Consider the following 24,229-nt stretch of genomic DNA (forward strand, 5'->3'; position numbering starts at 1 on the left):
ATGCCGACACTGGATGAACTCGCGGAACTCATGCGGGTCCGGCTGGCCGCGGAAGGTCTGGACACCGCACCCGAGGTCCCGGCGCGGCGGGATCCGCAGCGGGCGCCGCTCTCGTTCGGTCAGCGGTTCGTCTGGGCGCATCAGCAGATCGCGCCGGACAGCACCGCCTACAACGTCTGCCAGATCCTGACCTTCCGCGGCGAGGTGCACGACGCCGCCCTGCGGCAGGCCTTCCTGGCGCTGGTGCGCCGCCATGAGGTGCTGCGCACCACGTATCACGTGGACGAGACCGGTAACCCGTATCAACGGATCCACACCGAGCTCGCGCCCCGGGTCACCGAGGCGAACCTCACCGGCATCGATACCGCGACCGCGTGCCTGCGTGCCGACGAACTCGTCGCCGCCGCCGCGCACGGGAAGTTCGATCTGACCGCGGAATCGTCCCTGCGGCTCACCTTCGTCCGCCTGGACGCCGAGACGGTGGTCGTGGCCGTGGTCATCCAGCACATCGCCTGGGACGGAATGTCGCTGGCGGCGCTGTCGCAGGATGTACAGCGGTTCTACCGGGAGGCGCTGACCGGTGTGATCCGGGTCGAACCGCTGTCCCGGCAGGTCGCCGACTACGCCGAATGGGAACAGGACCGGTACGCCGAAGGCGACCACACCGCCGCGGACCGATTCTGGGCCGGGCAATTCGACCGCGAGCTACCCGAACTGCCGTTGCCCTACGACCGGCACCCGAGCGTGGTCACCGAACGGGGGATGCGGTCGGACCGGCTCCTGGGTACCGCCGCGGAAACGACACTGCGCTCGGCCGGCGAGCGATTGCGGGCCACATCGCTACAGATTTTCCTCGCCGCCTGCTATCTCTCGCTGCGTCAGCTCACCGGAACCCGGGACATGGTGGTCGGGACCGCGGTCGCCAACCGCGAAGAAGCCGGGACCGAAGAGCTGATCGGCAACCTGATCAATATGTTGCCGCTGCGGCTCACCGGCGGGTCGGGCGAGACGTTCGGTGACCTGGTCCGCCACCTCGGCGAGGTGACCAACGCGGCTTTCGCGCACAAGCATTTCCCGCAGGAGGCGATCGTCCGGGCCGTCAACCGCGCCACCGGCAATATCGGTTCGCAACTGTTCGACGTGCTGGTCCTCTTCGTCCAGCAACAGTTCCAGGGTCCCCGGCTGCCCGGGGCCACCACCACCTGGCGGCTGGCCGATCACGGCGCGTCGCTGCTGCCGCTGGCGGTCGAAGCGTTCATGCACGCCGACCGGGTGGAAGTGCAGATCACCTATCGCACCGACCTCTTCGACGCGACTACCGTCGACCGGCTGCACGACTATCTCGACCGGACCCTGGCGCACGCGGACGCGGACACACCGCTGGACCGGCTGCTGGTGCTCAGCGATACCGACCGCGCCAGGCTCGACGCCTGGGCGGCCGGACCGCGGGTACCGATCCGGCCGGAAACCCTCGATGGCATGATCCGGGCCGCCACGGCGGACCACCCGGACCGGGTCGCCGTGGTGTTCGGCGATATCGAGCTGACCTACGCCGAATTCGGTCTCCGGGTGGCGGCACTGGCGCGGCTGCTGGCCGATCGCGGGGTGGGCCCCGGGGATCGGGTGGGGGTGTTCGCCGAACGTAGTGAACAGCTACCGGTGATCTTCGCCGCGGTGTTGCGGGCCGGGGCGGTCTACACGCCGATCGATCCGAGCTATCCGGCCGACCGGATCGCGTTCCTGGTCGCCGACGCGGCGCCGGCGCTGCTGGTGCGTTCGGCCGGCGCCGAGCGGGCGCTGCCCGCGGCCGACGGTATCCCGGTCGTGGACCTGGCCGACGACGAGATCGTCCGCGCGCTGGAGCGGGCACGGGGCCTGCCGGCCGAACCGGTCCGCCCGGTTCATCCGCTGGACGCCGCCTACCTGCTCTACACCTCCGGTACGACCGGGCGGCCCAAGGGTGTCGTCGTCGGTCACCGCGCCGCCGCCAACCATGTGCAATGGATGCGTGACCATTTCGGTTTCGGTGCCGAACGGATTCTGCAGAAGGCCCCGATCGGATTCGACGTATCGGTGTTCGAGCTGGTCAACGCCCTGTGCACCGGATCGGCGACGGTCCTGCCGCCACCGGACTGGTGGCAGGCCGATGTGGAGGCGCTCACCGAGATCATCGACCGGCACCGGATCACCCAGATCTCGCTGGTGCCCAGTGTGGTGCGCGCGCTGCTGGACTCCGGTCCCGATCCGGCGCGGTTGCGATCGATGCGGTTCGTCTATCTCGGTGGTGAGGCGGTACCGCCGGCCCTGGTCGCGGAGTCGAGCCTCGTATTCGGCGGAACGGTACTGGGTCTGTACGGCCCCACCGAGGCCGCCATGGACATCACCCACGAGGATTTCGCCGGGGCACCGGAACAGGGGCCCGCGCTCATCGGGGTGCCGGAGGCCAATTCGTCGGTATTCGTGCTCGACGAGCAGCTGCGGCGGGTGCCCGCCGGGGTCACCGGGGAACTGTATCTGGCGGGAGTCCAGCTGGCCCAGGGCTATCACCGCCGTCCCGGCACCACGGCGGCGACCTTCGTGGCCTGCCCGTTCCTGGACGAAGCCGGCGCGCGGATGTACCGCACCGGCGATATCGCGCGCTGGAACGCCCGCGGCCGCCTGGAATACCTGGGGCGCGCCGACGACCAGGTGAAGATTCGCGGGCACCGGATCGAACTCGGCGAGGTCGGTTCGGCACTGCGCCGGATGCCCGGGGTCGCGGACGCGGCGGCGATCGCGGTCGCCCAGGACGCGGATACGGTGCTGGTCGCCTACTACGTACCCGAGGCGGATGCGCCGCCGGCGACCGCCGGCGAAGCCGAGAACGCCACGTATCTGCGGGCCCGGCTGGCCGAACGGCTGCCCGACTACATGATTCCCGCCGCACTGGTCCGGTTGGACCGGCTCCCGCTCACCGCCAACGGGAAACTCGACCGCAAGGCACTGCCGCTGCCGGATCTCGGCAGCGCCGCCGGGCGGGGGCGCGCCCTGCGCGGCACCGCCGAACACACGGTGGCCGAGGCCGTCCGGTCCGTGCTGGCGCTTCCCGTCGCGACGGTGCTGGCCGCCGACGACGATTTCCTCGCTCTGGGCGGGGATTCCATCAGCGCGATCCGGTTGGTGTCGGCGCTCAAGAAGAGCGGTCTGGCGATCACCACCGGCGCGCTGTTCGACGCACGCACCGTCGCCGCCATCGCTTCGGCCGCAACATCGATCACCGGCACCGCTCCTCCTGTCCTATCGGACGCGGGGGCCACCGGCTGGATACCCTTCGTGCCTCTCGGCTCCGAACCGACCGACGCCCAGCTCGGGTACGGCCGGGCGGCAGCGCTGGTGACCCCCGCCGACAGCACGGCGCGGGAGCTCACCGCCGCACTCGGCACCCTGCTCGACCGGCACCCGCTGCTGCGGGCCCGGATCGGTACCGGCCCGGACGGTCGGCGCGGCTATTACGTTCCCGGGCCGGACGAGGACATCGCACGCCCCGCGGTCAGCGAGGTCGAACTACCCGCCGTGCAATGGGACCGCGTCGCGGAGGTGCTGGCCGAACAGGCCCGGGTCACGGCGGCCACGCTCGATCCCGCGGACGGGATCGTGATGGGCGCGGTGTGGATCCGGACCCCGGACCGGACGGCCGGACGACTGCTGCTGGTGATCCACCACCTGGTCGCCGATCGGGTCTCGTGGCGGATCGTGCAGGACGAACTACGCCGGCTGTGGTCGGGAGAATCGATCGGGACCGCCGCGGGCACCTCGGTGCGGACCTGGAACATCAATCTGGTCCGGTACGCGGAGACCGAGGCGGTGGCCGGTGAACTCGACTACTGGCGGGCGGTCGTCGCGGATGCGGATCGGCTGGTGGAAGCAGTGGACTTCGATCCGGCCGACGTCACCGTGGAGATCACCGCCGAACTCGACTGCGACGACACCGCTTTCCTGGCGGAGACCGTGACCGAGTCCTTCGGCTGCGATTTCGATACTCTCCAGATCGCCGCGCTGGCGGTGGCCGTGCATCGGTTCCGCCGCGCCCGCGACCGGGACGCCGCCACCGTATCGCTCACCGTCGACGGTCGCGGCCGCGCCGAAAGCCTCTTCCCCGGAGCCGATCCGACGCGGACGGTCGGCCGGTTGGCGAGTCCGTACCCGGTAGTACTCGATATCGGCGGCGGATCCGGCGAGCCGGATACGGTCACCGCGGTCAAGGCGGTGAAGGAGCAACTGCGCGCGGTCCCCGGTGCCGGGATCGGATACTGCCTGCTGCGCGACCGCGCCGACGCCACCCTGCGGCAAACACCCGCGCCACAGCTGAGCTTCGGCTACCTGGGCAACTTCACCGTCGGCTCCGCCGCCGCAGTGGGCGGGATCGCACCGGAGTTCGGTCTCCCGGGCGAGTTCACCGGACCGGACCGGCCGGTGGCGGCACTGCTCGAAATCACCACCGCGACGCTGATCGACGACGGCGACCCGGTACTGCGCGCCACGATGCGCTGTCCGGCGGGGTCGCTCCCCGCGACCGAGGTCCGCGAACTGGCCGACCACTGGCTCGGCGGGCTGCGCGAGCTGGCGAAAACGGTGCGGGAGAACCCGGGCCGCCGGCTCACGCCCGGTGATGTACTCGCCGCCGAGGTGACCCAGCTCGACCTGGACCGCTGGCACGGCAGCTACGGCGCCTACGAGGATGTGTATCCGCTGGCGCCCATGCAGGCGGGCCTGTTCTTCACCGCCCTGAGTGCCGGGTCCGCCGACCTCTACAACGTGCAGACCCTGATCGGTGTCCGCGGTGATCTCGATATCGCACGGTTGGCCGCGGCGTACGACACGGTGCTCAACCGTTACCCGAATCTGCGGATCACGGTGTCGGTTTCCCACGGGGGCACTCCGTACGGCCTCGTGGCCCCGCACGTCGACATCCCGGTGCGCGAAGTGGATTTCACGGCCGACCGGGACCCGGCGGCGCGGCTGGCGGAGTTGATCCGGACCGATCAGGCCGAACAGTTCGACCTCGGCCGCGGCCCGATGTTCCGGGTCACGGTGGCGCGGTTGCCCGAATCCCGTCACATGATCGTGCTGACCATGCACCACCTGCTGCTGGACGGGTGGTCCGGGCAGCTGCTGACCCAGGAGATATTCGCCGAGTTCGCGGTGCCCGGGGCCGAGCCCCTCGCCGATCCGGCGACTTTCGCGCGCTTCCTGGACTCGGTCCGTCGCGGCGCGCCGGCTGCCGAGGCGGCGTGGGGCACGGTGCTCGACGGTGTCGAACCGTGTCTGGCCGCGCCCGGGCGGGCGCCGGGCGGTTCGGCGCCGCCGGTCGCGTGCGAGTTCACGATCGAGGAGGATCTGGTGCGCCGGCTCACCGCGTTGGCGGCCGAGCTCGGGACCACCTTCGGGGTGGTGTGCCAGCTGGCCTGGGCCAACACGCTGCGGTACGTGACCGGTACCGAGACCCCGGTGTTCGGGGAATCGGTATCGGGCCGCCCCGCGGATCTCGACGGCGTGCACGAGGCCATCGGCTGTTTCGCCAATATCGTTCCGGCCGTGCTACCGCTGCGCCGGGATCGCACCTGGCGCGAGCACCTCGCCGATACCCGGTCGCGGCGGGTGGAACTCATGGAACACCATCAGTACCCGCTGACCGCCGCCCTGCGGGCGACCGGGACACGCAAACTCTTCGACAGCATGTTCGTGCTGGAGTCGTATCCGGCGCGTCGCCGGGAGCTGGCGGATCTGCTCGATGAGTCGGGTTTGGAGCTGGTGTCCTTCGATGCCGGTGGCGCCACCGACAACGCCCTGCTGCTCATGATCTTCCCGGCGAATTCGCTGCTACTCAGCGATCAGGTGCAGGCCATCATCTTCTACGCCGAGGACGCCTTCGAAGCCGATGACGCGCGGATCGTGGAAGCCGCCTTCCGTAACACCCTCCGCGATATCGCCGACCATCCCGACCGCCCGATAGAGGCGGCCCGGATCCTCACCGACGAAGACGAAGGGCTGCTGGTGATGCGGAGGATGTGGCAGTGAACGCCGAGATCGAAGACGTCCTGGCGCTGAGCCCGTTGCAGGAGGGGCTGTTCACCCTGGCGCAGCTGACCGCCGCGGGACACGATGTGTACGCCATCCCGTTCGCGGTCGATATCACCGGCCCGCTGGATACCGGGGTGCTGCGCGGCAGTCTGGAGGCACTGCTCGTCCGCCATCCGAATCTGCGGGCGGTGTTCTGGGACGAGGACCTGCCGAAACCGGTGCAGATCATTCCCACCGCGGTGGACCTGCCGTGGACCGAGCTCACGGCGACCGACGACGAGGTGGACGCGGTCACCGAGGCGGAGACCCGGCGGCCGTTCGATCTGCGGAAGGGTCCGGCGCTGCGCGCCGCACTGGTGATCCTGCCCCCGGCCGCGGACGGTACCCAGCGCCGCCGCCTGATCGTCACCGCGCACCACATCCTGCTGGACGGCTGGTCGCTCGGCCTGTTCTTCGCCGAGTTGCGCGTGCTGTACGCGGCCGGAGGCGCGCCCGAGGTACTGCCGCCGGTACGGCCCTACCGGGATTACATCGGCTGGCTGGCCGGGCGCGATACCGACCAGGTGCGGCAGCAGTGGGTGCGGTATCTGGAACCGGTGAGCGGCCCCCTCATGGTCGCCGAAGGCGGGGCCGCGTCGGGGCTGGGCGGTACCGCCGCCGCGGTACCGCCCGAGGTCACCCGGGTCGGGCTGACCGCGGACGAGACGCGGACACTGCGGAACTGGGCGCGCGAGCGCGGGCTCACCCTGAACACCGCGGTCCAATTCGCCTGGACGGTGGTGCTGTCCCGGCTCACCGACCGCGCCGACACCGTGTACGGCACGGTGGTGACCGGGCGCCCCGAGCAGATCTCGGGCGTGGACCGGATGATCGGGCTGTTCATCAACACCGTCCCGGTGGCTTTCCGGCTGGATACGACCGAAACCGTGGCCGCGAGTTGCCTGCGCCTACAGCGCGAATCCAGCACGATGCGCGAGATCGGGTATCTGAGCCTGTCGTCGGTGCAGCTCGCCGCCGGGCACAGCGCGCTGTTCGACACGATGTTCGTCTTCCAGAACGCGCCGCTGGACGGGCTCGGTGATATCGGCGACAGCGGGGTCCATTTCGAACCCGTGCTGTCGAAGAACCTCACGCACTATCCGCTGACAGTGGTCGCCCACGTCTACGACGAGGAATTGCTGGTCGCGGTGGAGGCCGTACCCGGCGCGCTGCCGTACCGGCCCGGCGATATCGGGTCGATGATGCTCACCGTGCTGCGGCGGCTACCCGGCGCCGCCGACATCCCGACCGGTGCGGTGGAGGTCCACTCCGCCGCGGCCGCGGCCGAATTGCTGCGCGGCGCCGCGACACCGGAACTGCCGGATACCGACGCCGCGGCCACGGTATTCGAGCTGTTCGAACGCCAGGCCGCGATCACCCCGGACGTGCCGGCGCTCGCCGACGATACGGTCCGGTTCACCTACCGGCAGGTGCACGACGAGGCCACCCGGCTGGCCCGGGAACTCGTCGCCGCGGGTGTCGGACCGGAAGACACGGTGGCGCTCTGCCTTCCGCGTGGCGCGCGCTCGATCGTGGCCGTCCTCGCGGTATTCGCGGCCGGCGCCGCCTACGTTCCGGTCGATATCACGTTGCCGGCGACGCGGATCGAATCCATTCTGCGGCAGTCCCGCCCCCGGCTACTGCTGACCGCGGCGGGGTTCACGGCCACTCCGGACGGACCACCGGCGCTCGACCTCGACGACGCCGCGGTCGCCGCTCGTATCGCACGCCACCCGGCGGGTGCGCCGCCGGTGCGCCGTCGGCCCGGGCACTGCGCCTACGTCATCTTCACCTCGGGTTCCACCGGCGAACCGAAGGGCGTGGCGAGTACGCACCGGGCGCTGGTGAGCTACTTCGCCGACCACCGGGCCCGGGTGTACCGGCCCGCGGTGCGCCGGCTCGGGCGGCCGTTGCGGATCGCGCATGCCTGGTCGCTGAGTTTCGACGCCTCCTGGCAGCCGATGATCGGCCTGCTCGACGGGCACAGCGTGCAGGTGTTCGGCGAGGAGACCATGCGCGACGCCGCGGGCCTGGTGTCGGGGCTGACCCGGTTCGGGATCGACATGATCGATACGACGCCGTCGATGTTCCGCCAGCTGGAGGCCACCGGGTTGCCGGGGAAGCAGCTCACCGTGCTGGCGCTCGGCGGCGAAGCCATCGACGGGCAGCTGTGGTCCCGGCTGCGCGCGCTGCCCGATATCGCGGTACACAACTGCTACGGCCCGACCGAGACGACCGTGGAAGCGGTGGTCGCGGAGGTGACCGCGCCGGACGGTCCGGCGTCGGCGACCATCGGCCTGCCGACCGCCGGAATGTCCGCCTACGTACTGGATTCGCGGTTGCGTCCGGTGCCGGCCGGGGTGGTGGGGGAGCTGTACCTGTCCGGCCCGCAGGTGGCGCGCGGCTATGTGGGGCGCGCCGCGGCCACGGCCGGCCGTTTCGTCGCGGACCCGGTGCACCCCGGCACACGGATGTACCGCACCGGCGATCTGGTGCGGCACCGGCCCGAGGGCGGCCTGGACTATCTCGGGCGCGCCGACGACCAGGTGAAGATCCGCGGCTATCGGGTCGAGATCGGTGAGGTGGAGACCGCGCTGCGCGACCTGCCCGGGATCGCGGCCGCCGCCGCGGTCGTCCGCCGCCACGGCGCGAGCGCCGGACTGGTGGGTTTCGTGGTACCGGAAGCGGGTGCGCCGGTGGACCCGGCGCGGATGCGCGCCGCGCTGGCCGGGGTGCTGCCCGCCTATATGGTGCCCGGGCGGCTGGAGGCACTGCCCGAACTGCCGGTCAACGCCAACGGCAAGCTCGACGTCCGGACACTGGCCGGACTGGCCGAAGCGTTGCGTACGCGGCATCGAGAGGCCGGGTCGGCGGCACCGGTCACGGCGACCGAACACACACTGAGCGCGGTACTCGCCGAGGTGTTCGACGGTGGCGCACCGGGGGTCGAGGACGACTTCTTCGCGCTCGGAATGGACAGTATAGTCGCCATCTCGCTGGTCAACCGGGCCCGGCGGCACGGGCTGCCGGTGACCCCGCGCATGGTGGTCACGGCGCCGACGATTCGTGATCTGGCCGCCGCCATCGACGCGGGGGCGGCGACGGCGGCGGAATCGGACGGCCCCGACTACGGACCGGTACCACCGCTGCCGATCGTCTCGTGGATGTACGCACAACCGCATTTCCGGCGGTTGGCGCAGGGGGTGCTGCTCACTCTGCCCGAAAACATGGTGCGCACCGACCTGGAGATGGTGCTGCAGGCCGTGCTGGACGGACACGACATGCTGCGTGCGGTGCTGACCGAGACTCCGGACGGCCCGCGGGTCGTCACCCGCGAGCCCGGGGTCGTCGCGGCGACTGGGATACTGAGCGAGCTCGACATCGGTCCCGGTTCGACCGGATCCCGGTGCACCGCGGCGATCGGGGCGGCGGCCCGCACGGCAATCGACGAACTCGATCCGTACCGCGCACAGATGGTGCGCGCGGTGCGTTTCCGCGGTACGCCGCGCGGCGATCTGCTGTTGCTGACCGCCCACCACCTGGCGGTCGACGTGGTGTCCTGGCATATCCTGCTCGCCGATCTGGAACATGCCTGGGCGCAGGTCGCAGTCGGCGTGGCGCCGCGAATCGCCGCGGAGGGCACCTCCTACCGGCGATGGTCGGAGTTGCTGTGGCAGCGTGCCCGGCAGCCGGAAGTGCTCGCGCAACGGGATTACTGGGTGGCTCAGGTCCAGGCTCCCGACCCGCTGCTGGGTGGACGTGTCCTGCGGCGGAGCGATACGTGGGCGTCCCTGCGGTTCACCGGAGTACCGACCGCACCGGCGACGACCGCACAGATCCTGCGTTCCGCCGCGGGGCAGGACGGCGTCCGCGATCTGCTGTTGGCCGCGCTGACCGCGACGCTGGCTTCCTGGCGGCGCGAGCGTGGCCAGGATCACCGGGCCGGCGCATTGGTCGCATTGGAAAGTCATGGACGGCCGGATATCGCGGCCGACTGCGATACTTCCGCCACGGTGGGTTGGTTCACCAGCGTCTTTCCGGTCCGGCTCGGTACGGGCGAGCATGCTGTGGATGTCGACCGGGCCGAAGCGGAACCGGCCGCGGCGCGGGCGCTGCTGGATGCGGTGAGCGCGCATATGTGCCGGGTCCCCGAGCACGGTGTGGATTTCGGACTGCTGCGCGATATCGCCGGTGTGCCCGAACTGGTGGAGGTCGGGTATCCACAAATAGAACTCAACTATCTCGGCCGGATGGACCTCGGCGGGCATCGTGAGGGCGCCTGGTCGATGATCAGCGATCCGGCCCTGGCGCAGGCTCTGCCCGTGGACACCGAACCGGATCTGCCGGTGCGGTCGGCCACGAGCCTGGTCGCCACAGTCGAGAGCACCCCCCAGGGCCCACAGCTGATGACCCGATGGGGGTTCAGCGAGGGGATCTTCACCGCTGCCCAGATCGACCGGCTGACCGAGTTGTGGTCGCGGGCCGTGGCGGCACTGGCGGCGGCTGTGGACTCGCCCGGTCATGCCGCGGGGGAACCGTGAGACTTCCTGACCTCGAACACCATTCGGCCCCGAGACAGCGCCCGGCGGAAGCCACTGGATGCGCCGGGGCCGATCCGAGCGGCCGGGGCGGGCACCGTAATTCGCCGGCCGCGCCGACATCGAAACCAGAGCGGAGTGAGCGTATGCAGAGTCCAGGGTGGATCCGGAAATTCCACAGATCCCGGGCGGCCGAGCCGATTCCGTTGCTGATCTTTCCGCACGCGGGATCGGGGGCCTCGGCCTACCGAGCGCTGTCCAAGGCGTTCAGCGCGGATTTCGATGTTTTTGTCTTCCAGTACCCCGGCCGCCAGGACCGGGCGAACGAGCCGGCGCTCACCTCGCTGGCCGATATCGCGGCCGGCGCCTTCGCCGAGTTCCGGGCATCGGCGGTCCACCGCGGGCTGCCGTTCGTGACGTTCGGGCACAGTATGGGCTCGCTGGTGTCCTTCGAGTTCGTGCAACTCGCCGAGGCGGCCGGGATGCCGGTGAACCAGGTCGTGATCTCGGCCGCCGTCGCACCCTGTCGCGGCGAGCACCGCAAACCCGCTCCAACCGACGATGACGAACTGCTCGACCATCTCGCGACGCTCGAGGGCACCGGCTCCGATGTGCTCGCCAGCCGCGAACTGATGCGCATGGCGCTGCCCGCCATCAAGGCCGACCACCGGGCCTCCGACGCCTACCGGTGCGACCCCGATATCGAGATCGCCACCCGGATCCACGCGATCGGCGGGGACCGCGACCCGATCGTCGGCATCGCCGACCTCAACGGTTGGCGGCAGCACAGCGGGGAGGTCGAGGTCACGGTGTTCGACGGCGGCCACTTCTACCTGAACGACCATATCGCTGCCCTCGCCGACCTGGTGGCCGAGAGCGCGCGCTCCGGATCGAACGTATGAGACGAGGAGCGGCAATGGCTCAGGAATCCGATACCGACCACGTCGTCATCGCCGGCCTGGCGGTCGAGGCGCCCGGCGGTATCGAAGAACCACGCGCGCTGTGGGACGCGCTGGTGGAATCACGAGAACTCATCGGCCCGTTCCCGCGTGACCGCGGCTGGGATATCGACGATCTGCTCTCGCTGGACCGGCACGAAGGCTGGAACCCGGTCAACGACGCCGGTGGATTCCTCGACACCGCGGCCGAATTCGATCCCGCCGTCTTCGGTATCGGAAAACGGGACGCCACCGCCGCGGATCCGCAGCAGCGGGTGGTGCTGCGCACGGTGTGGCGGGCGCTGGAGAACGCGGGTATCAACCCGGGAGACCTCGTCGGCGAGGACGCCGGGGTCTTCATAGGTACCTCACCGATGGAGTACGGGCCGCGCGCGTCCGCGGTGCACGAGTACTCCGGTCACCGGATCATCGGCTACAGCACCTTCGGCGTATCGGGCCGGGTCTCGCACAGTCTCGGGCTGATCGGGCCTTCGGTGAATGTCGACTCGGCGTGTGCTTCGTCGTTGACCGCGCTGCATCTGGCGGCCGCGGCCGTCCGGGCCGGTGAATGTGATTGGGCACTCGCCGGAGCGGTGAGCGTGATGGGATCGCCCGGCGCGTTCTACGAGTTCTCCCGGCTCAATGCCCTGTCCACCGACGGTCACTGCCGCTCCTACGCCGATAACGCGTCCGGCACGCTGTGGGGTGAGGGTGCGGGCGTGGTGGTACTGGAACCGGAATCGCGGGCCCGGCGACTCGGGCACCGGATCTACGGCCGGATCCTGGCCTCCCATCACAATCACAACGGCGCGGGTAAACCGATCCTGGTGCCCCGGACCGACGCGCAGGAGCGGGTGATCCGGAAAACCATCGCCTCCGCCGGAATCGATCCCGCGCTGGTGGGAATGATCGAGGGGCACGGCACCGCCACCCGCGCCGGCGACCCGGTCGAGATCCGGGCGCTGCAGAACACCTACGGCGCGGCGGGCTCGTCCGCCCCGCTCGGCTCGGTGAAGGCCAACGCCGGCCACGCCCAGGCCGCGGCCGGAATGCTCGGCCTGACCAAACTCCTGCTGTCCGGCCTGCACGGACGGATTCCCCCCACCCTGTACGCCGACACCCCGACCACCCGCGTCGACTGGGAGCGCACCGGTCTGCGGCTGGCCGCCGAACTCACCGCGTGGAAACCGGTGGACGGCTACCGCTACGGCGCCATCTCATCGTTCGGCGCGGCCGGAGCCAATGCCCACGCGATCATCGCGATGCCTGCCTGTGAGGAGAACGGCGATGTCTAGCCATCGGATGCCCGACGGGTCCGTTCCGGTTCTGCTGTCCGCGGATACGCCGGATCTGCTGCGCGAGGAGGCGGCGGCGATCGGGGCCTACGCGCGCGAACACACCGGGGTCACCGCGGGCGAGATCGCCGATATGCTCTTCCGGACCCGGGTGGCGCGCCGGCACCGGGCCCTGGCGCTGGTGGACGACGGGGCGACCCTGGCCGCGGCGCTGGCGGCGGTCGCCGCCGGACGGGAACATCCCGCGGTGGTCCGCAGCAGCGCGGTGCTCGCCCGCAAACACACCTTCGTCTTCCCGGGGCAGGGCGGCCAGCGACCGGGTATGGGCGCGGTGTTCTACGACCGGGCCCCCGCGTATCGGGCGGAAGTGGACCGCTGTGCCGCCGAGTTCGCCGAACTGTTCGGGACCGCGCCGCTGGATTACCTGCTCGACGATTCCGTGGCCGCCGACGATTCGGCGCGGGTCGTGCAGCCCGCGTTGTTCCTGCAGATGGCGGGGCTGGCGGCGCTGTGGAAAGCGGCGGGCGTGGAACCCGCCGCGGTGGTCGGGCACAGCCAGGGCGAGATCGCCGCGGCCTATGTATCCGGGAAGATGACGCGCCGGGACGCGCTGCTGGTCGTCGGGGCGCGGGCCGAAGCGGTGGACCGGATCGCCCCCGAGGACTACGCGATGGCGGTCGTCGAGGCCGACCGGGAGGAGGCCGAGGCCCTGCTCGCACGGCGGTCCGGCCGGGCCGAGGTGTCGGTGGTCAACTCGCCGCGCATGGTGGGCGTCTCCGGCGATCGCGAGGTGGTCGGCGAGGTGGTCGATACCCTCGCCGCGGCCGGGCGGTTCGGGCGGGTCATCCGGGTCCGGTATCCGGCGCACACCGGCATGGTCAACAGCCTGCGCGTCGATCTGCGCGCGGGTCTGGAGGGCCGGCTGACCGAGCGGTACTTCCGCGACAGTCCGATCGCCGCGTTCGGCGCCACCCTGGGCGAGGCGTTACCGGCCGAGTCGACGCTGGACGACTACTGGTTCTGGAATCTGCGCAATACCGTCCGGTTCGACCGGGCGATCGCCGCCGCGGTGGCGGCCGGCTCCGATTCGTTCGTGGAACTGGCCGAACACCCTGTCCTGCAGCTCCCGGTGCGGGAGAATCTGGAGACCCTGGCGGCCCCGGCCGAGACCATGGTCACCGGCACCTCGAACCGGACCGCCACCGATCTCGCGTTGTTCACCCGGAACCTGGCGACGCTGGCGGTGCACGATCAGCACTACCGGTGGTCGGCACTGGCCACCGATACCGGCGGCACACCCCGCCCGCCGCTGCTGGATTTCCCGAATATGCGGATGAGCCGGCAGCGGCTGTGGCTGACGCTCGGCTCGAGTCCCGCGCCGGCGCCCCGTCCGGTCGTCGCGGACCTGGTCGCCGCGCCGGCGACTCCGGTCCCGGAACCGGTGATACCCGCTCAGCTGTTGGTCGAGGAGTGGGCCCGGCTTTCCCGCCGGAAACTGCTCGCGCCGCGCACCATCGGGCTGGTGGACGCCTCCGGTGCCTGCGCCGAACTGGCCGAAGCGCTCTGTGCGCAGGCCGAGAACTACGGAGCGACCGCCCGGCTCCTCACCGCCGAGGCCGGCGGCGACCCGGCCGGTATCGACGCCGTGGTCGTCCTGCTGCCCGCGGCCGCGGACGCGGAGATGAGCGAAGCGGTCGCGGAATTCTTCGGCATCCGCGCCTGGTGGCTGAATCCAGATCCCGCGGTGTCCGACTTCTGGCTGGTCACCGTGGGCGGCGAAGCGGTGGTACCCGGTGACGAACCGCATCCGGTACCCGCCGCCGCGGCGGCCGGTTTCCGGTCCGTCGGTGCCGAGTACGCGGGTATCGCCTTCCGGCACCTGGATCTCACCGCCGCGACGGCGGAGACGGCCGGGGCGGTGCTCGCGGCCCTGCACACCGCGGACGAATCCGAACTGGCGGTACGCGACGGCAACCTGTACGCCAAGCGGCTGACCGAGGCCGAGCCCGCCGCCGGCCCCGGCGCCGTCCCGGACAATGTGCTGATCACCGGTGGCACCGGCAAGGTCGGCCTCGAATTCTGCGCGTATTTCGCGCGGGCCGGCACCCGGCGGATCACACTCGTGTGCCGCTCGGGCGAAACGGCGGAGGTGACCCGCAAACTGGTGCCGATCCGAGCGACCGGCGCCACTGTGCGGGTCCTGTCCGCCGATATCGGTGATCCGGCCGCTGTTGGTGCCCTGGTTTCCGAATTCGGCTCCACCCCGGCGGATTTCGTACTTCACGCCGCCGCCGATTACGCGGGCATCGAGGGCATCGAACTCACCGAGCTCACCTACGCGCAGGTGGTCGAACTGCTGCGGGCCAAGGTCGGTGGCCTCACGAATGTGCTCGACGCGCTCCCATTGGCCGCGGCTGCCCGGGTGCTGCTGTGCTCCTCGCTGGCCGCCACCCTGGGCGGTCGCGGCACCGTCGTCTACTCGGCGGCCAACCGCATGCTGGACGCTCTCGCCTACCGGTTACGTGCCGCGGGTGTGGACTGCGTATCGGTGCAGTGGGGCCAGTGGGCGGTCCACGAAGGTGTGGGAGCCTCCGATACCGCGACCCTCGCCGAGGTCGGATACCTGCCGATGCGGTCGGCCGATGCCATCGCGCTGGGCCTGAGCGGACTACCCGGCAACGCGGTGATCACCGCCTTCGATTGGGACCGCGGCCGCGCGGTGTTCGGCGCGTTCGGTTACGGGCCGCTGCTGTCCGGATTGGCCACCCCGGCGGCCACCACGGCCGCCCCGGAACCGGCCCCGGACCGCGCCGCCCCGGCCGCCGGTGCGCTCGTCTCCCCGGCTCTGCGGATCGTGGAACTGTTCGCGCAGGTCCTCGGCGAGGACGATCTCGACGCCATCGATACGACCAAACCGCTGGTCGCGCTCGGGCTGGACTCTCTCCAGGCCCTGGAACTGCGCCGCCGCGTCCACCAGGAATACGGGTACGAACTGCCGGTCGGCGACCTCGTGGGCGGTGCCACGCTCGACGACGTGGTCCGGCTGGTGGGGGACCGGCCCGCGCCGGGGCAGCCCCCGACCGCGGCGCCGGCGACCCCGGCCCCCGCCGCACCGCCACCCGCCGCGGCGCAGCCGGCGGCCGCGCCCCTGGACACCGACGATCTCGGCGCCCGGGCCCGGTGGGCGGCCGAACAGGTAGTTCCCGCGGACCTGGATATCGAGCGGCTCCGCTCCGCCCGGCACGACCTCGATCTGTTCGGTGCGCGCGCCATGCTCCGCGCCGTGGAACCGGTCCTGCGGGATCGGGCCGTGCACAGCGTCGAGGACATCACCGAACGGCTGAAGGTCGCGACCCGGCATCGCTGGCTGCTGCGGCAGTGGTTACAGGAACTCACCCGCCACGGCGCGCTGATCGGTGACCCGGACAGCGGTTACCGCTACGAGCGGGAGCTGCCGCCCACGACGCGCGACGAACTGGTCCAGGCGTGCACCGATCTCGGCTACGCACCGCAACTCGCCACCTTCCTGGGCGGCACCAACGAACACCTCACCGAACTCGTCCAGGACCGGATGCGGGTGCAGGAGTTGCTGTTCCCGGACGGCGATATGTTCACCGCGGAGGCCACCTACCGCGAGAACGCGATCAGCCGCTATCTCAACCACGCCGCCCGCGAGATCGTCGCCGGGGTGGTCACCCGCCTGCGCGCGGACCGGTCGCCGGTGCGGATCCTGGAGCTGGGCGCGGGGGTCGGTGGGACCACCGACGATGTGGTGGCCGGACTCACCGGTCTGCCCGTCGAGTACCACTTCACCGATGTCTCGAATTTCTTCCTCGACGCGGCCCGCCGGCGGTTCGCCGATCGGCCGTGGATGCGGTTCGCCATCGTGGACATGAACACCGATCTCGCCCGGCAGCCGCGCCACGACCTCGTGATCGCCTCGAATGTGCTGCACAACGCGCATCACATCGGCCATACGCTGCGCGAACTGCGCGAGCTGCTGAATCCCGGGGGCGCGGTGGTGTTCATCGAGACGGTGGTGGCGCACAGCCAGCTGCTGACCTCGGTGCACTTCCTGATGTCGCCCGCGGCCGGGCAGCCGCACGCGGGGGCGACCGATGCGCGGGCGGGAACCGACCGGATCTTCCTGACCGAAGCGGAATGGGTGGGGCAGCTCACGGCCTCGGGCCTGCGCCCGGCCGTGGTACTGCCGGCGGCAGGCCATCCCCTGGCGCTGCTCGATCAGCGTGTTTTCGCCGCCGTGCGCGACGCGTAGGCAGCTTCGGATGTGAACGCGAAGTCGCCGGGTCGGCGGCGGGGAACAGCGAAAGAGAGAACACCATGTCAGAGAAACGGTCGGATTCCGGTGACGCGATAGTCGTCGAGTCCGTCGTGAAGTCGTTCGGCGAGGTGAAAGCCCTGCGCGGGATCGACTTCCGCGTACCGGCCGGGAGCGTGCTCGGCGTACTCGGGCCCAACGGCGCGGGGAAGACCACCACGGTCTCGGTGCTGTCCACCCTGATCCGGCCCGATTCGGGCCGGGCGGTGGTGGCCGGGCACGACGTCGTCCGCGACGCCGCCGAGGTGCGGAAATCCATCATGCTCACCGGTCAGTACGCGGCGCTGGACGAAATGCTCACGGGCCGGGAGAACCTGGTGCTGTTCGGACGGTTGCTCGGCCTGCGCCGCCGGGCCGCCCGGCAGCGCGCCGACGAACTGCTGGAACGCTTCTCGCTCACCGAAGCGGCCGACCGGCGGGTCGGGCAGTACTCCGGCGGTATGCGCCGGCGGATCGATATCGCGTGTGGGCTGGTGCGCGCACCTCGGGTGGTGTTCCTCGACGAACCCACCACCGGCCTGGACCCGGTGAGCCGGCAGCAGCTCTGGGCACTCGTGCGCGAGCTCGCGGCCCAGGGGGTGACCATCCTGCTCACCACCCAGTACCTGGAGGAAGCGGATGCGCTGAGCGACAACATCATCGTGGTCGACAAGGGTACGGTGATCGCGGAGGGCACCGCCGATGCGCTCAAAGCACGTTCGGGTTCGAGCTACTGCGAGGTCGTGCCGGTGGATCCCGGCGATGTGCCGGCCGTGGTGGCCGCGCTGGCGCCGCTGTCGGAGTGCACGGTCGCCGATTCCGCCGACCGGGTGTCGCTGCCCGCACCTGACGGCGCCGCCACCCTGACCGCCGCGTTGGCCCGGCTCACCGAGGCCGATATCGAACTGATCGATATAGCGCTGCGACGGCCGTCGCTGGACGAGGTGTTCATCCGCCTCACCACGCGCAGCGAGGAAGCCGAAGCGGTAGAGGTCCCGGCATGAGCGGGCCGGGCCCGGAGGCGGTAGCGGAGCGTGACCACGCAGGGCCGCTCAGGCCCGATGGACACGGCGTTATGGTGGCCTCGACCCTCGGACGGCCGCCGGTGGAGGATCTGAACGTCCCGCCCGGTATGCAGTGGGCGGCACTGAGCGAGCGGTCCATCCGGGCCGCGGTACGCGAGGGCGACCTGGTCATCGCCTTCGCCGCGCCGCTGACCTTCTTCGTCTGTTTCTATGTGCCGCTACGTAAATCGGTGGAGGCGGGCGGTGTCGACTACGCGCAGTACCTGCTGCCGCTGATCCTGGTACACGCCATGTTCTTCAGCTCCATGTTCGCCGCCGACCGGGCGGCCCGGGAGGTGGCCGGCGGTATGGGTACCCGGCTGCGGGCCATGCCGGTGGTGCCGTGGGTGCCGCCCGCCGCGCGGGTTTCGGCGAATCTGGCGCGGGCGATCACCGCGATCTGCGGTGCGCTGGTGATCGGGACCCTGTTCGGCTTCCGCTTCCACGGTGTCGTCCCCGCCCTGGTGTTCCTGGCGCTGGTGCTCGGCCTCGGAGTGGCGATGATGCTGGCCACCGACGCGCTCGGGACCGCGACGGCCAATCCGCAGGTGGGTGCCACGGTGCTGTTCGTACCGCAGCTGCTACTGGTCATGATCTCCACCGGTTTCGTCCCGGCGGAGGGTTTTCCGGGCTGGATCCAGCCGTTCGTACGTCACCAACCCGTCTCCCGGGTGGCCGACGCGCTGCGCGGGCTCGCCGACGGACGGTATACGGAAGGACTACCGGTGGCCGTGACCTGGGTCGCGGGTCTGCTGGTGGTGGGCGCGGCCTTGGCGGTATGGGCGGAAAGGAAGCGGCAGTGACCACATTCTTGGATCAGGCGCTGGTGGAGACCGGGCGGCTGCTGCGGCGCTGGAGCCGCCAGCAGGAGGTGCTGTCCACCACGCTGGTACTGCCGATCCTGTTGCTGCTCATGTTCGAACTGGTGCTCAGCCGTACGCTCGGCGTGCCCGGCGACGCGGAACCGCTGTACGGTTTCGTGCCTCTGATCGCCGTCGCGGGTGCCATGTACGGCGCCATGGGCACCGGGGAATCCTTGTTCGGGGAGCGGCAGAGCGGTTTGCTGCGTCGGTTCTGGGTGCTGCCGGTGCACCGGGCGAGTGCGCTGCTGGGCCGGTTGCTCGCCGAATGCGCGCGGGCCGCGGTCGCGACCCTGCTGGTGGTCGTGGTCGGGGTGCTGCTGGGGCTGCGGTTCGACAATGGCTGGGTCGGGGCACTCGGCGTGATCGCGATCCCGGTGATCGTGGTCGCCGGCTTCACCCCGCTGGTGGTCGCGGTCGGCGTGAGCCGGGCCGGTGGCCAGGCCGTGCAGGTGTTCGCGATCGTGGTGCTGGTCGGCATGTTCTTCAATTCCGGTTTCGTTCCGCTGGCGAACTATCCGGGCTGGTTGCAGCCCATCGTGCGGGGACAACCGATGAGCTGTGCCATCGAGACCATGCGCGGCTTCCTGCTGGGCGGGCCGATCGCCACGCCTTTGGCGCAGACCGTGGCCTGGGCGGTGGGCATGGTCGCGGTGTTCGGGGCGCTGGCCGTCCGCGGCTACCGCAAGGCGGCCGAGAGCTGAACTCTGGGAAGGAAAGGGCGCCGGGTGGGCTACTGGGCCCGCGGTCCCTTTCGCGAGATTCTCAGACTAGAACCCCTGCTCGATCCCGTCTTCTCTACGGTCCGCAACTGCAACCCCGCCCTGCGATACGACTCCCGGCCCGCCGTCATCGATTTTCAGCGACGGGAAACGACGATATAGACACAGTCGCCCAAGGGTACTCTTGCAACTGCGCATTCTTACCCCAGTCGCTCAGGGCGCCCTTTCTTGAACTCCGGATCAACGCGCCGTGATTATTGTCGACGCGTGAGTGTGATAAGCACATAAGAAATAACATTCGCGCCGATACAGCGCACCAGATCGTCGTGGTCGAGCTGATCGTCGGACAACTCTGCAGCTGTGCCGGGCATCTCGGTTGGCTCGGTCGTGGCCCAGACCGTCGTATCGCCCACCGGGCTCCTCGCCCTTGATTATCGAGATCTCGATTGTGCCCCATAGAATTGCCGATCGTAGTCGGCGGGGGCAAAGGAGGAACACCGATCGTGACCAGGCCGCAGTCCTGGAATGTAGTGGCAGCGGAACTTCTCCAGAAGATGCGCAAGCTCGCGGACGACTACACCCGCGTGCACGAATCACCTACCAGAGGCGTTGCGCACGCCGCGCACGACGTCAGCCGGGTGGCCGACCGGACCGACGGTACGGCGGCCGGACTCCTGCGTGCTGAGTTGCGGCCGACCGATCGGAGGGGCGAAGCCGGGCGAACAGGGGATCCTGCGGCTCGGTCACCATCAGATGCCTTCGGCGGCACGGTCTCGAATCGGCACGCCACTGATATCGAAGCGGAGCTGCGGCGCTATCCCGGTTCGGAATACATCACTCAGCGTCCCGCGCCCGCGCCCGGCGAACCGGTCGGTGCGGCGTGGATCGACGGCCCGCGGCATTACGCGTGGGAACGCGAGTGGCTCACCGAGAACAGCCCCCGCATCTCATCCCTCTCCACGCTCACCCTGGCCTCGCTGGAGGCGGAAACGGCGCTTCGCCTGACCAATGCGACGCCAGGACCTCATTTGTTGATGCAACCGCGCCCTCGGTTGACCGGCGAGATGCTACCCATCTGGAAGTTTCGAACCCTGCCGATAGGCGAGCCGGTCCGGCCCAGCGGAACCGACACGGCGTCTCGGGCCGGCCCGATCGGCCGGATCGCCCGCCACTTTTCCCTCGACGAGTTCCCCCAGTTCGGGTATCTCGCGCCGGTCGGGGCGAGACCGATACTCGATGCCGACCTCGAGCTGATGCGGCAAGTCCTGTCGCCTGTGGAGCAGGTGCGTTTCAACCAAATCCCCAGAGATGGGTTGTACACCTCGCACTATCCGCTCTGCCGCGGGCAGCAGAACCAATCCCCGGAGTTCCTGCGGACGCGATATCTCGCTGATGTCTCTCTGCCCGAGATCGGCTCGCGAACGTTTCACCAGTACTTCTTGGACGACGTCGTCGCGCCGTACCAGCGCCGCGAGGCCCATCAGCTCCTGAACAGCTATATCGGCCGAGACCTGTCCGCGGAGGATCGGATAAGTCACTGGTTCGCGACCACGGTGACAGCGACATTGGACGCTGCGCCCAGTGCGGCCCCTCGGATCGTCCACGAAGCATTGCAGTCCCAGCTGCAACGCGACACCGCACTGATGTCTCCCGAAGATCGGGAGGTTCATGCGTTCGTGGCGAAGGTCGATCAATTACTGGCCGGGAACACTGATTTCGGCACGTATCTGCAACACCGGGAGCTCCCGGAAATGCGGGCATACGCTGAGGATGTTGTGTCCCACAATCGTCACCGGGACAGCGACGCCAAACAAGTGCCTCTCTTCGCGACGATATTCCCACTGGCGAGTTAGCCTCGATCTCGTGAGGGTGGGAATCGTTCTGGCCTGGTTCGGATTGATTGTTTTCGCTTTCGTGGCGGCGTGAGCCGCCCCGAACAGCGGGTGGGCTGACGAGTTCCACCAGCTCGGAGGGTTCGCCTGCCTGATTCGTCGGAATGGATATCAATGCTGTTCAGGGAGAATTGCGGGGAGCGGACGGATCGCTCCCCGGACGGGTCACAGTTCGATTCGCTGGTCCTCGGGCAGGAAGAGTTTGTCCGTTTCCACCACACCGAAGGTTCGGTAGAACTGGGCGATATTGCGGACAACCTGATTCACCCGGAACTCGTCCGGAGAATGGGTATCGCCGGCGAGCAGCCGTTCGGTGACCTCGGGGGTCTGCTTGGAGCGCCAGATCCGCGAATACGAATTGAACATGGTGTGGTAATCGGGATTCGTGACGCCCTGACGCTGCTCGGCGATGCGGTAGGCCGCCAGCGCGATCTGCAACCCACGCAGATCGGCCAGGTTCTCGCCGACGGTGAGCGCGCCGTTCACATGCTGTTCCGGCGACAGCCCCTCGGGGACCAGGGCGTTGTACTGCTCGATGAGCGCCTGGGATTTGGCGTCGAAGGCATCCCGGTCGGCGGGGGTCCACCAGTCGCGCTGGTTACCGTCCCCGTCGAACTTCGAACCCTGGTCGTCGAAACCGTGCCCGATCTCGTGCCCGATCACCGCCCCGACCCCGCCGTAGTTCACCGCCATCTCGGCGTCCTTGTCGAAGAACGGCGGCTGCAGGAACGCGGCGGGGAAGACGATCTCGTTGTTGGTGGCGGAATAGTAGGCGTTCACCGTCTGCGGTGAGGCACTCCACTCGGCCTTGTCCACCGGTTTCCCCAGTCGGTCGAAGGACCGCTTCACCTCGAAATCGTTGATGGCGCGCAGGGATTCGATCAGCTTGCCGCGGGTGACCTTCAGCCCGGAATAGTCCACCCATTTGTCCGGGTACCCGAGTTTGGTGCCGATCTTTTCCAGTTTCTCGATCGAGGCCCGGCGGGTCTCCGGGGACATCCAGGTCGAATTGGTGAAATTCTCCCGGTAGGCCGCCATCAGATCGTCGACCATCGCCTCGACCCGTTCCTTGGCCTCGGGTGGGAAATGCTTGTCCACGTACAGCTTGCCCAGCTGTTCGCTCAAGTTGCTGTCCACCGAGCCGACGGCCGATTTCCAGAGTTCGGGCCGCTGTTTCAGCCCGGACATCAGCCGCCCGTTGAAATCGAAATTGGCGTCGGAGATCTCCTCGGGCAGCACGTTCGCGTAGGTTTTGAGCACGGCGAGCTTCAAGTAGTCGCGCCAGATAGCGATATCGGTCGTCGCCCAGATCTTGCCCGCCTCGGTGACGAACGAGGGCTGGTTCACCACCACCTTCGCGAAGAGATCCCTGGGCCGGTCGGTGATACCGCGCAGCCACGGGTCCCAGTCGTATTCCGGAGCCAGGGCGGTGGCCTTGTCCCAATCGAAGACGTTGTAGGTGGCCGCCGCGTCGCGGTTGCGCACATTGTCCCAATGGGCGGCGGCGATCCGCTTCTCCAGATCCAGCAGCCGCCCGGCCACCCGGGTGGGGTCCGGCATATCCGCAGCCTTGGCCAGGCGTTCCAGATATGTCCGGTAACCGGCCAGCTCCTCGGCGAACTGCGGATCGCGATAGTACTGCTCGTTCAGGCCCAATCCGGACTGGCCGACAGCGGGGATATGGGCGGAGGAATTCTTCTGGTCGATGCTCACCCCGATACCGATCAACCCGCCGATCGGCAGCCGGCCCATCACCTCGGCCAGGGCCGGTTTGTCCTTCGCGTCCTCGATCTCGGCGAACATCGAGTCCAGGGGCGTCAGACCCAGCCGTTCGATCTCGTCCAGGTCCATCCGCGCGTCGTAGAGGTCGCGGATCTGCTGGGCCTCGGTCCCGTCCTCCGGGTCGCTGATGCTCTCGATGATCTCCCGCAACTGCTGCTGGGTGCGTTCCCCGGCCTCACTGAACGCCCCGTAGGAGGTCTTGTCCGGCGGCAACTGGTATTCGCGCAGCCATTTACCGTTGACGTGCCGGTAGAGATCGTCCTGGGGCCGGATCGCCGGATCGGAACCGCTCATATCGACGGTCACCAGCTTGATGGGTGTGGCCTCGGAGCAGGAGGCCAGCCACGCGGCCGCGGGCGCCAGCCCCAGCGCGACGAGGAACCCACGGCGATCGAGCACCAATCGACGATCCGATGATTTCAACGAAACCTCTCCCCGATGCGAGACCCCGCACCTCTTCTAGGCGAACCGGCCCCATGAGGCTACCGGCGCCCCACCCCCGCGTCGCGCCGGGCAACACGGCGCGGCCTGAGCGGTGCGACCTGCCCCGGTTTCGGAGCGACCGAGCGCATGCTGCCCGGACCCGTCCACCGGTCGGCGGCGATCGAGCATCGACAGTGTGGTGAGCCTCCCCGGACCGATCGAGGTGCACGACAGCATTCCTCTGCTGTCTGCTCCGGATGGTCTGCCTCAGCGGTCGGGGCCCGCCCCCCGGTTCTGG

Annotated in this window: 11 protein-coding genes and 1 pseudogene; 10 read left to right on the top strand and 2 right to left on the bottom strand. The window is 69.3% G+C overall.

Annotated features, from left to right (window positions below; genetic code table 11):
- The 9 genes and pseudogenes from NGR01S_RS08450 to NGR01S_RS08485 all read left to right on the top strand — a co-directional run bounded on the left by NGR01S_RS08450 (window position 1) and on the right by NGR01S_RS08485 (window position 19,816).
- On the top strand, window positions 1-6,057 hold the full coding sequence (locus NGR01S_RS08450; protein ID WP_063035594.1) for a non-ribosomal peptide synthetase: 6,057 nt from the start codon (window positions 1-3) through the stop codon (window positions 6,055-6,057).
- Window positions 6,054-10,640 (top strand): non-ribosomal peptide synthetase, encoded by a 4,587-nt coding sequence (locus NGR01S_RS08455; RefSeq protein ID WP_084480544.1) that lies wholly within the window; start codon window positions 6,054-6,056, stop codon window positions 10,638-10,640. The genes NGR01S_RS08450 and NGR01S_RS08455 overlap by 4 nt, the downstream gene beginning before the upstream one ends.
- A 143-nt stretch (window positions 10,641-10,783) precedes the next feature.
- The gene (locus tag NGR01S_RS08460; protein WP_063035596.1) at window positions 10,784-11,539 is read left to right on the top strand and encodes a thioesterase II family protein; all 756 of its coding nucleotides are present in this window, start codon (window positions 10,784-10,786) and stop codon (window positions 11,537-11,539) included.
- 14 nt (window positions 11,540-11,553) lie between these two features.
- Entirely contained in the window at window positions 11,554-12,870 is a 1,317-nt protein-coding gene (locus NGR01S_RS08465; RefSeq protein WP_084480499.1) for a beta-ketoacyl [acyl carrier protein] synthase domain-containing protein, read from the top strand.
- A gap of 55 nt (window positions 12,871-12,925) precedes the next feature.
- Window positions 12,926-15,910, top strand: a pseudogene (gene nbtC, locus NGR01S_RS08470) (nocobactin polyketide synthase NbtC); the annotation flags it as partial.
- 567 nt (window positions 15,911-16,477) lie between these two features.
- The gene (locus tag NGR01S_RS32365; RefSeq protein ID WP_245664499.1) at window positions 16,478-17,146 is read left to right on the top strand and encodes a class I SAM-dependent methyltransferase; all 669 of its coding nucleotides are present in this window, start codon (window positions 16,478-16,480) and stop codon (window positions 17,144-17,146) included.
- Window positions 17,147-17,211: 65 nt separating this feature from the next.
- Window positions 17,212-18,192, top strand: a complete 981-nt coding sequence (locus NGR01S_RS08475) for a daunorubicin/doxorubicin resistance ABC transporter ATP-binding protein DrrA (RefSeq protein WP_063035598.1) — start codon at window positions 17,212-17,214, stop codon at window positions 18,190-18,192.
- A 71-nt stretch (window positions 18,193-18,263) separates the two neighbouring features.
- Window positions 18,264-19,055: an ABC transporter permease gene (locus tag NGR01S_RS08480; protein ID WP_063035599.1), complete on the top strand. Its 792-nt coding sequence runs from the start codon at window positions 18,264-18,266 to the stop codon at window positions 19,053-19,055.
- On the top strand, window positions 19,052-19,816 hold the full coding sequence (locus NGR01S_RS08485; protein ID WP_063035708.1) for an ABC transporter permease: 765 nt from the start codon (window positions 19,052-19,054) through the stop codon (window positions 19,814-19,816). The genes NGR01S_RS08480 and NGR01S_RS08485 overlap by 4 nt, the downstream gene beginning before the upstream one ends.
- Before the next feature lie 272 nt (window positions 19,817-20,088).
- Here the strand turns inward: NGR01S_RS08485 and NGR01S_RS30845 are convergent, their stop codons facing one another.
- Window positions 20,089-20,247: a hypothetical protein gene (locus NGR01S_RS30845; RefSeq protein WP_157107168.1), complete on the bottom strand. Its 159-nt coding sequence runs from the start codon at window positions 20,245-20,247 to the stop codon at window positions 20,089-20,091.
- A gap of 90 nt (window positions 20,248-20,337) precedes the next feature.
- Here NGR01S_RS30845 and NGR01S_RS08490 point away from each other — a divergent pair, with 90 nt between their 5' ends.
- Window positions 20,338-21,687, top strand: a complete 1,350-nt coding sequence (locus tag NGR01S_RS08490; RefSeq protein ID WP_157107169.1) for a sugar transferase — start codon at window positions 20,338-20,340, stop codon at window positions 21,685-21,687.
- Window positions 21,688-21,891: 204 nt separating this feature from the next.
- Here the strand turns inward: NGR01S_RS08490 and NGR01S_RS08495 are convergent, their stop codons facing one another.
- Window positions 21,892-23,907 carry a M13 family metallopeptidase gene (locus tag NGR01S_RS08495; protein WP_063035601.1) on the bottom strand — a complete coding sequence of 672 codons (2,016 nt, stop codon included), beginning with the start codon at window positions 23,905-23,907 and terminating at the stop codon, window positions 21,892-21,894.
- Between the last annotated feature and the right edge of the window lie 322 nt (window positions 23,908-24,229).

It is taken from the genome of Nocardia grenadensis NBRC 108939, assembly GCF_001613445.1.
GTDB lineage: Bacteria > Actinomycetota > Actinomycetes > Mycobacteriales > Mycobacteriaceae > Nocardia > Nocardia grenadensis.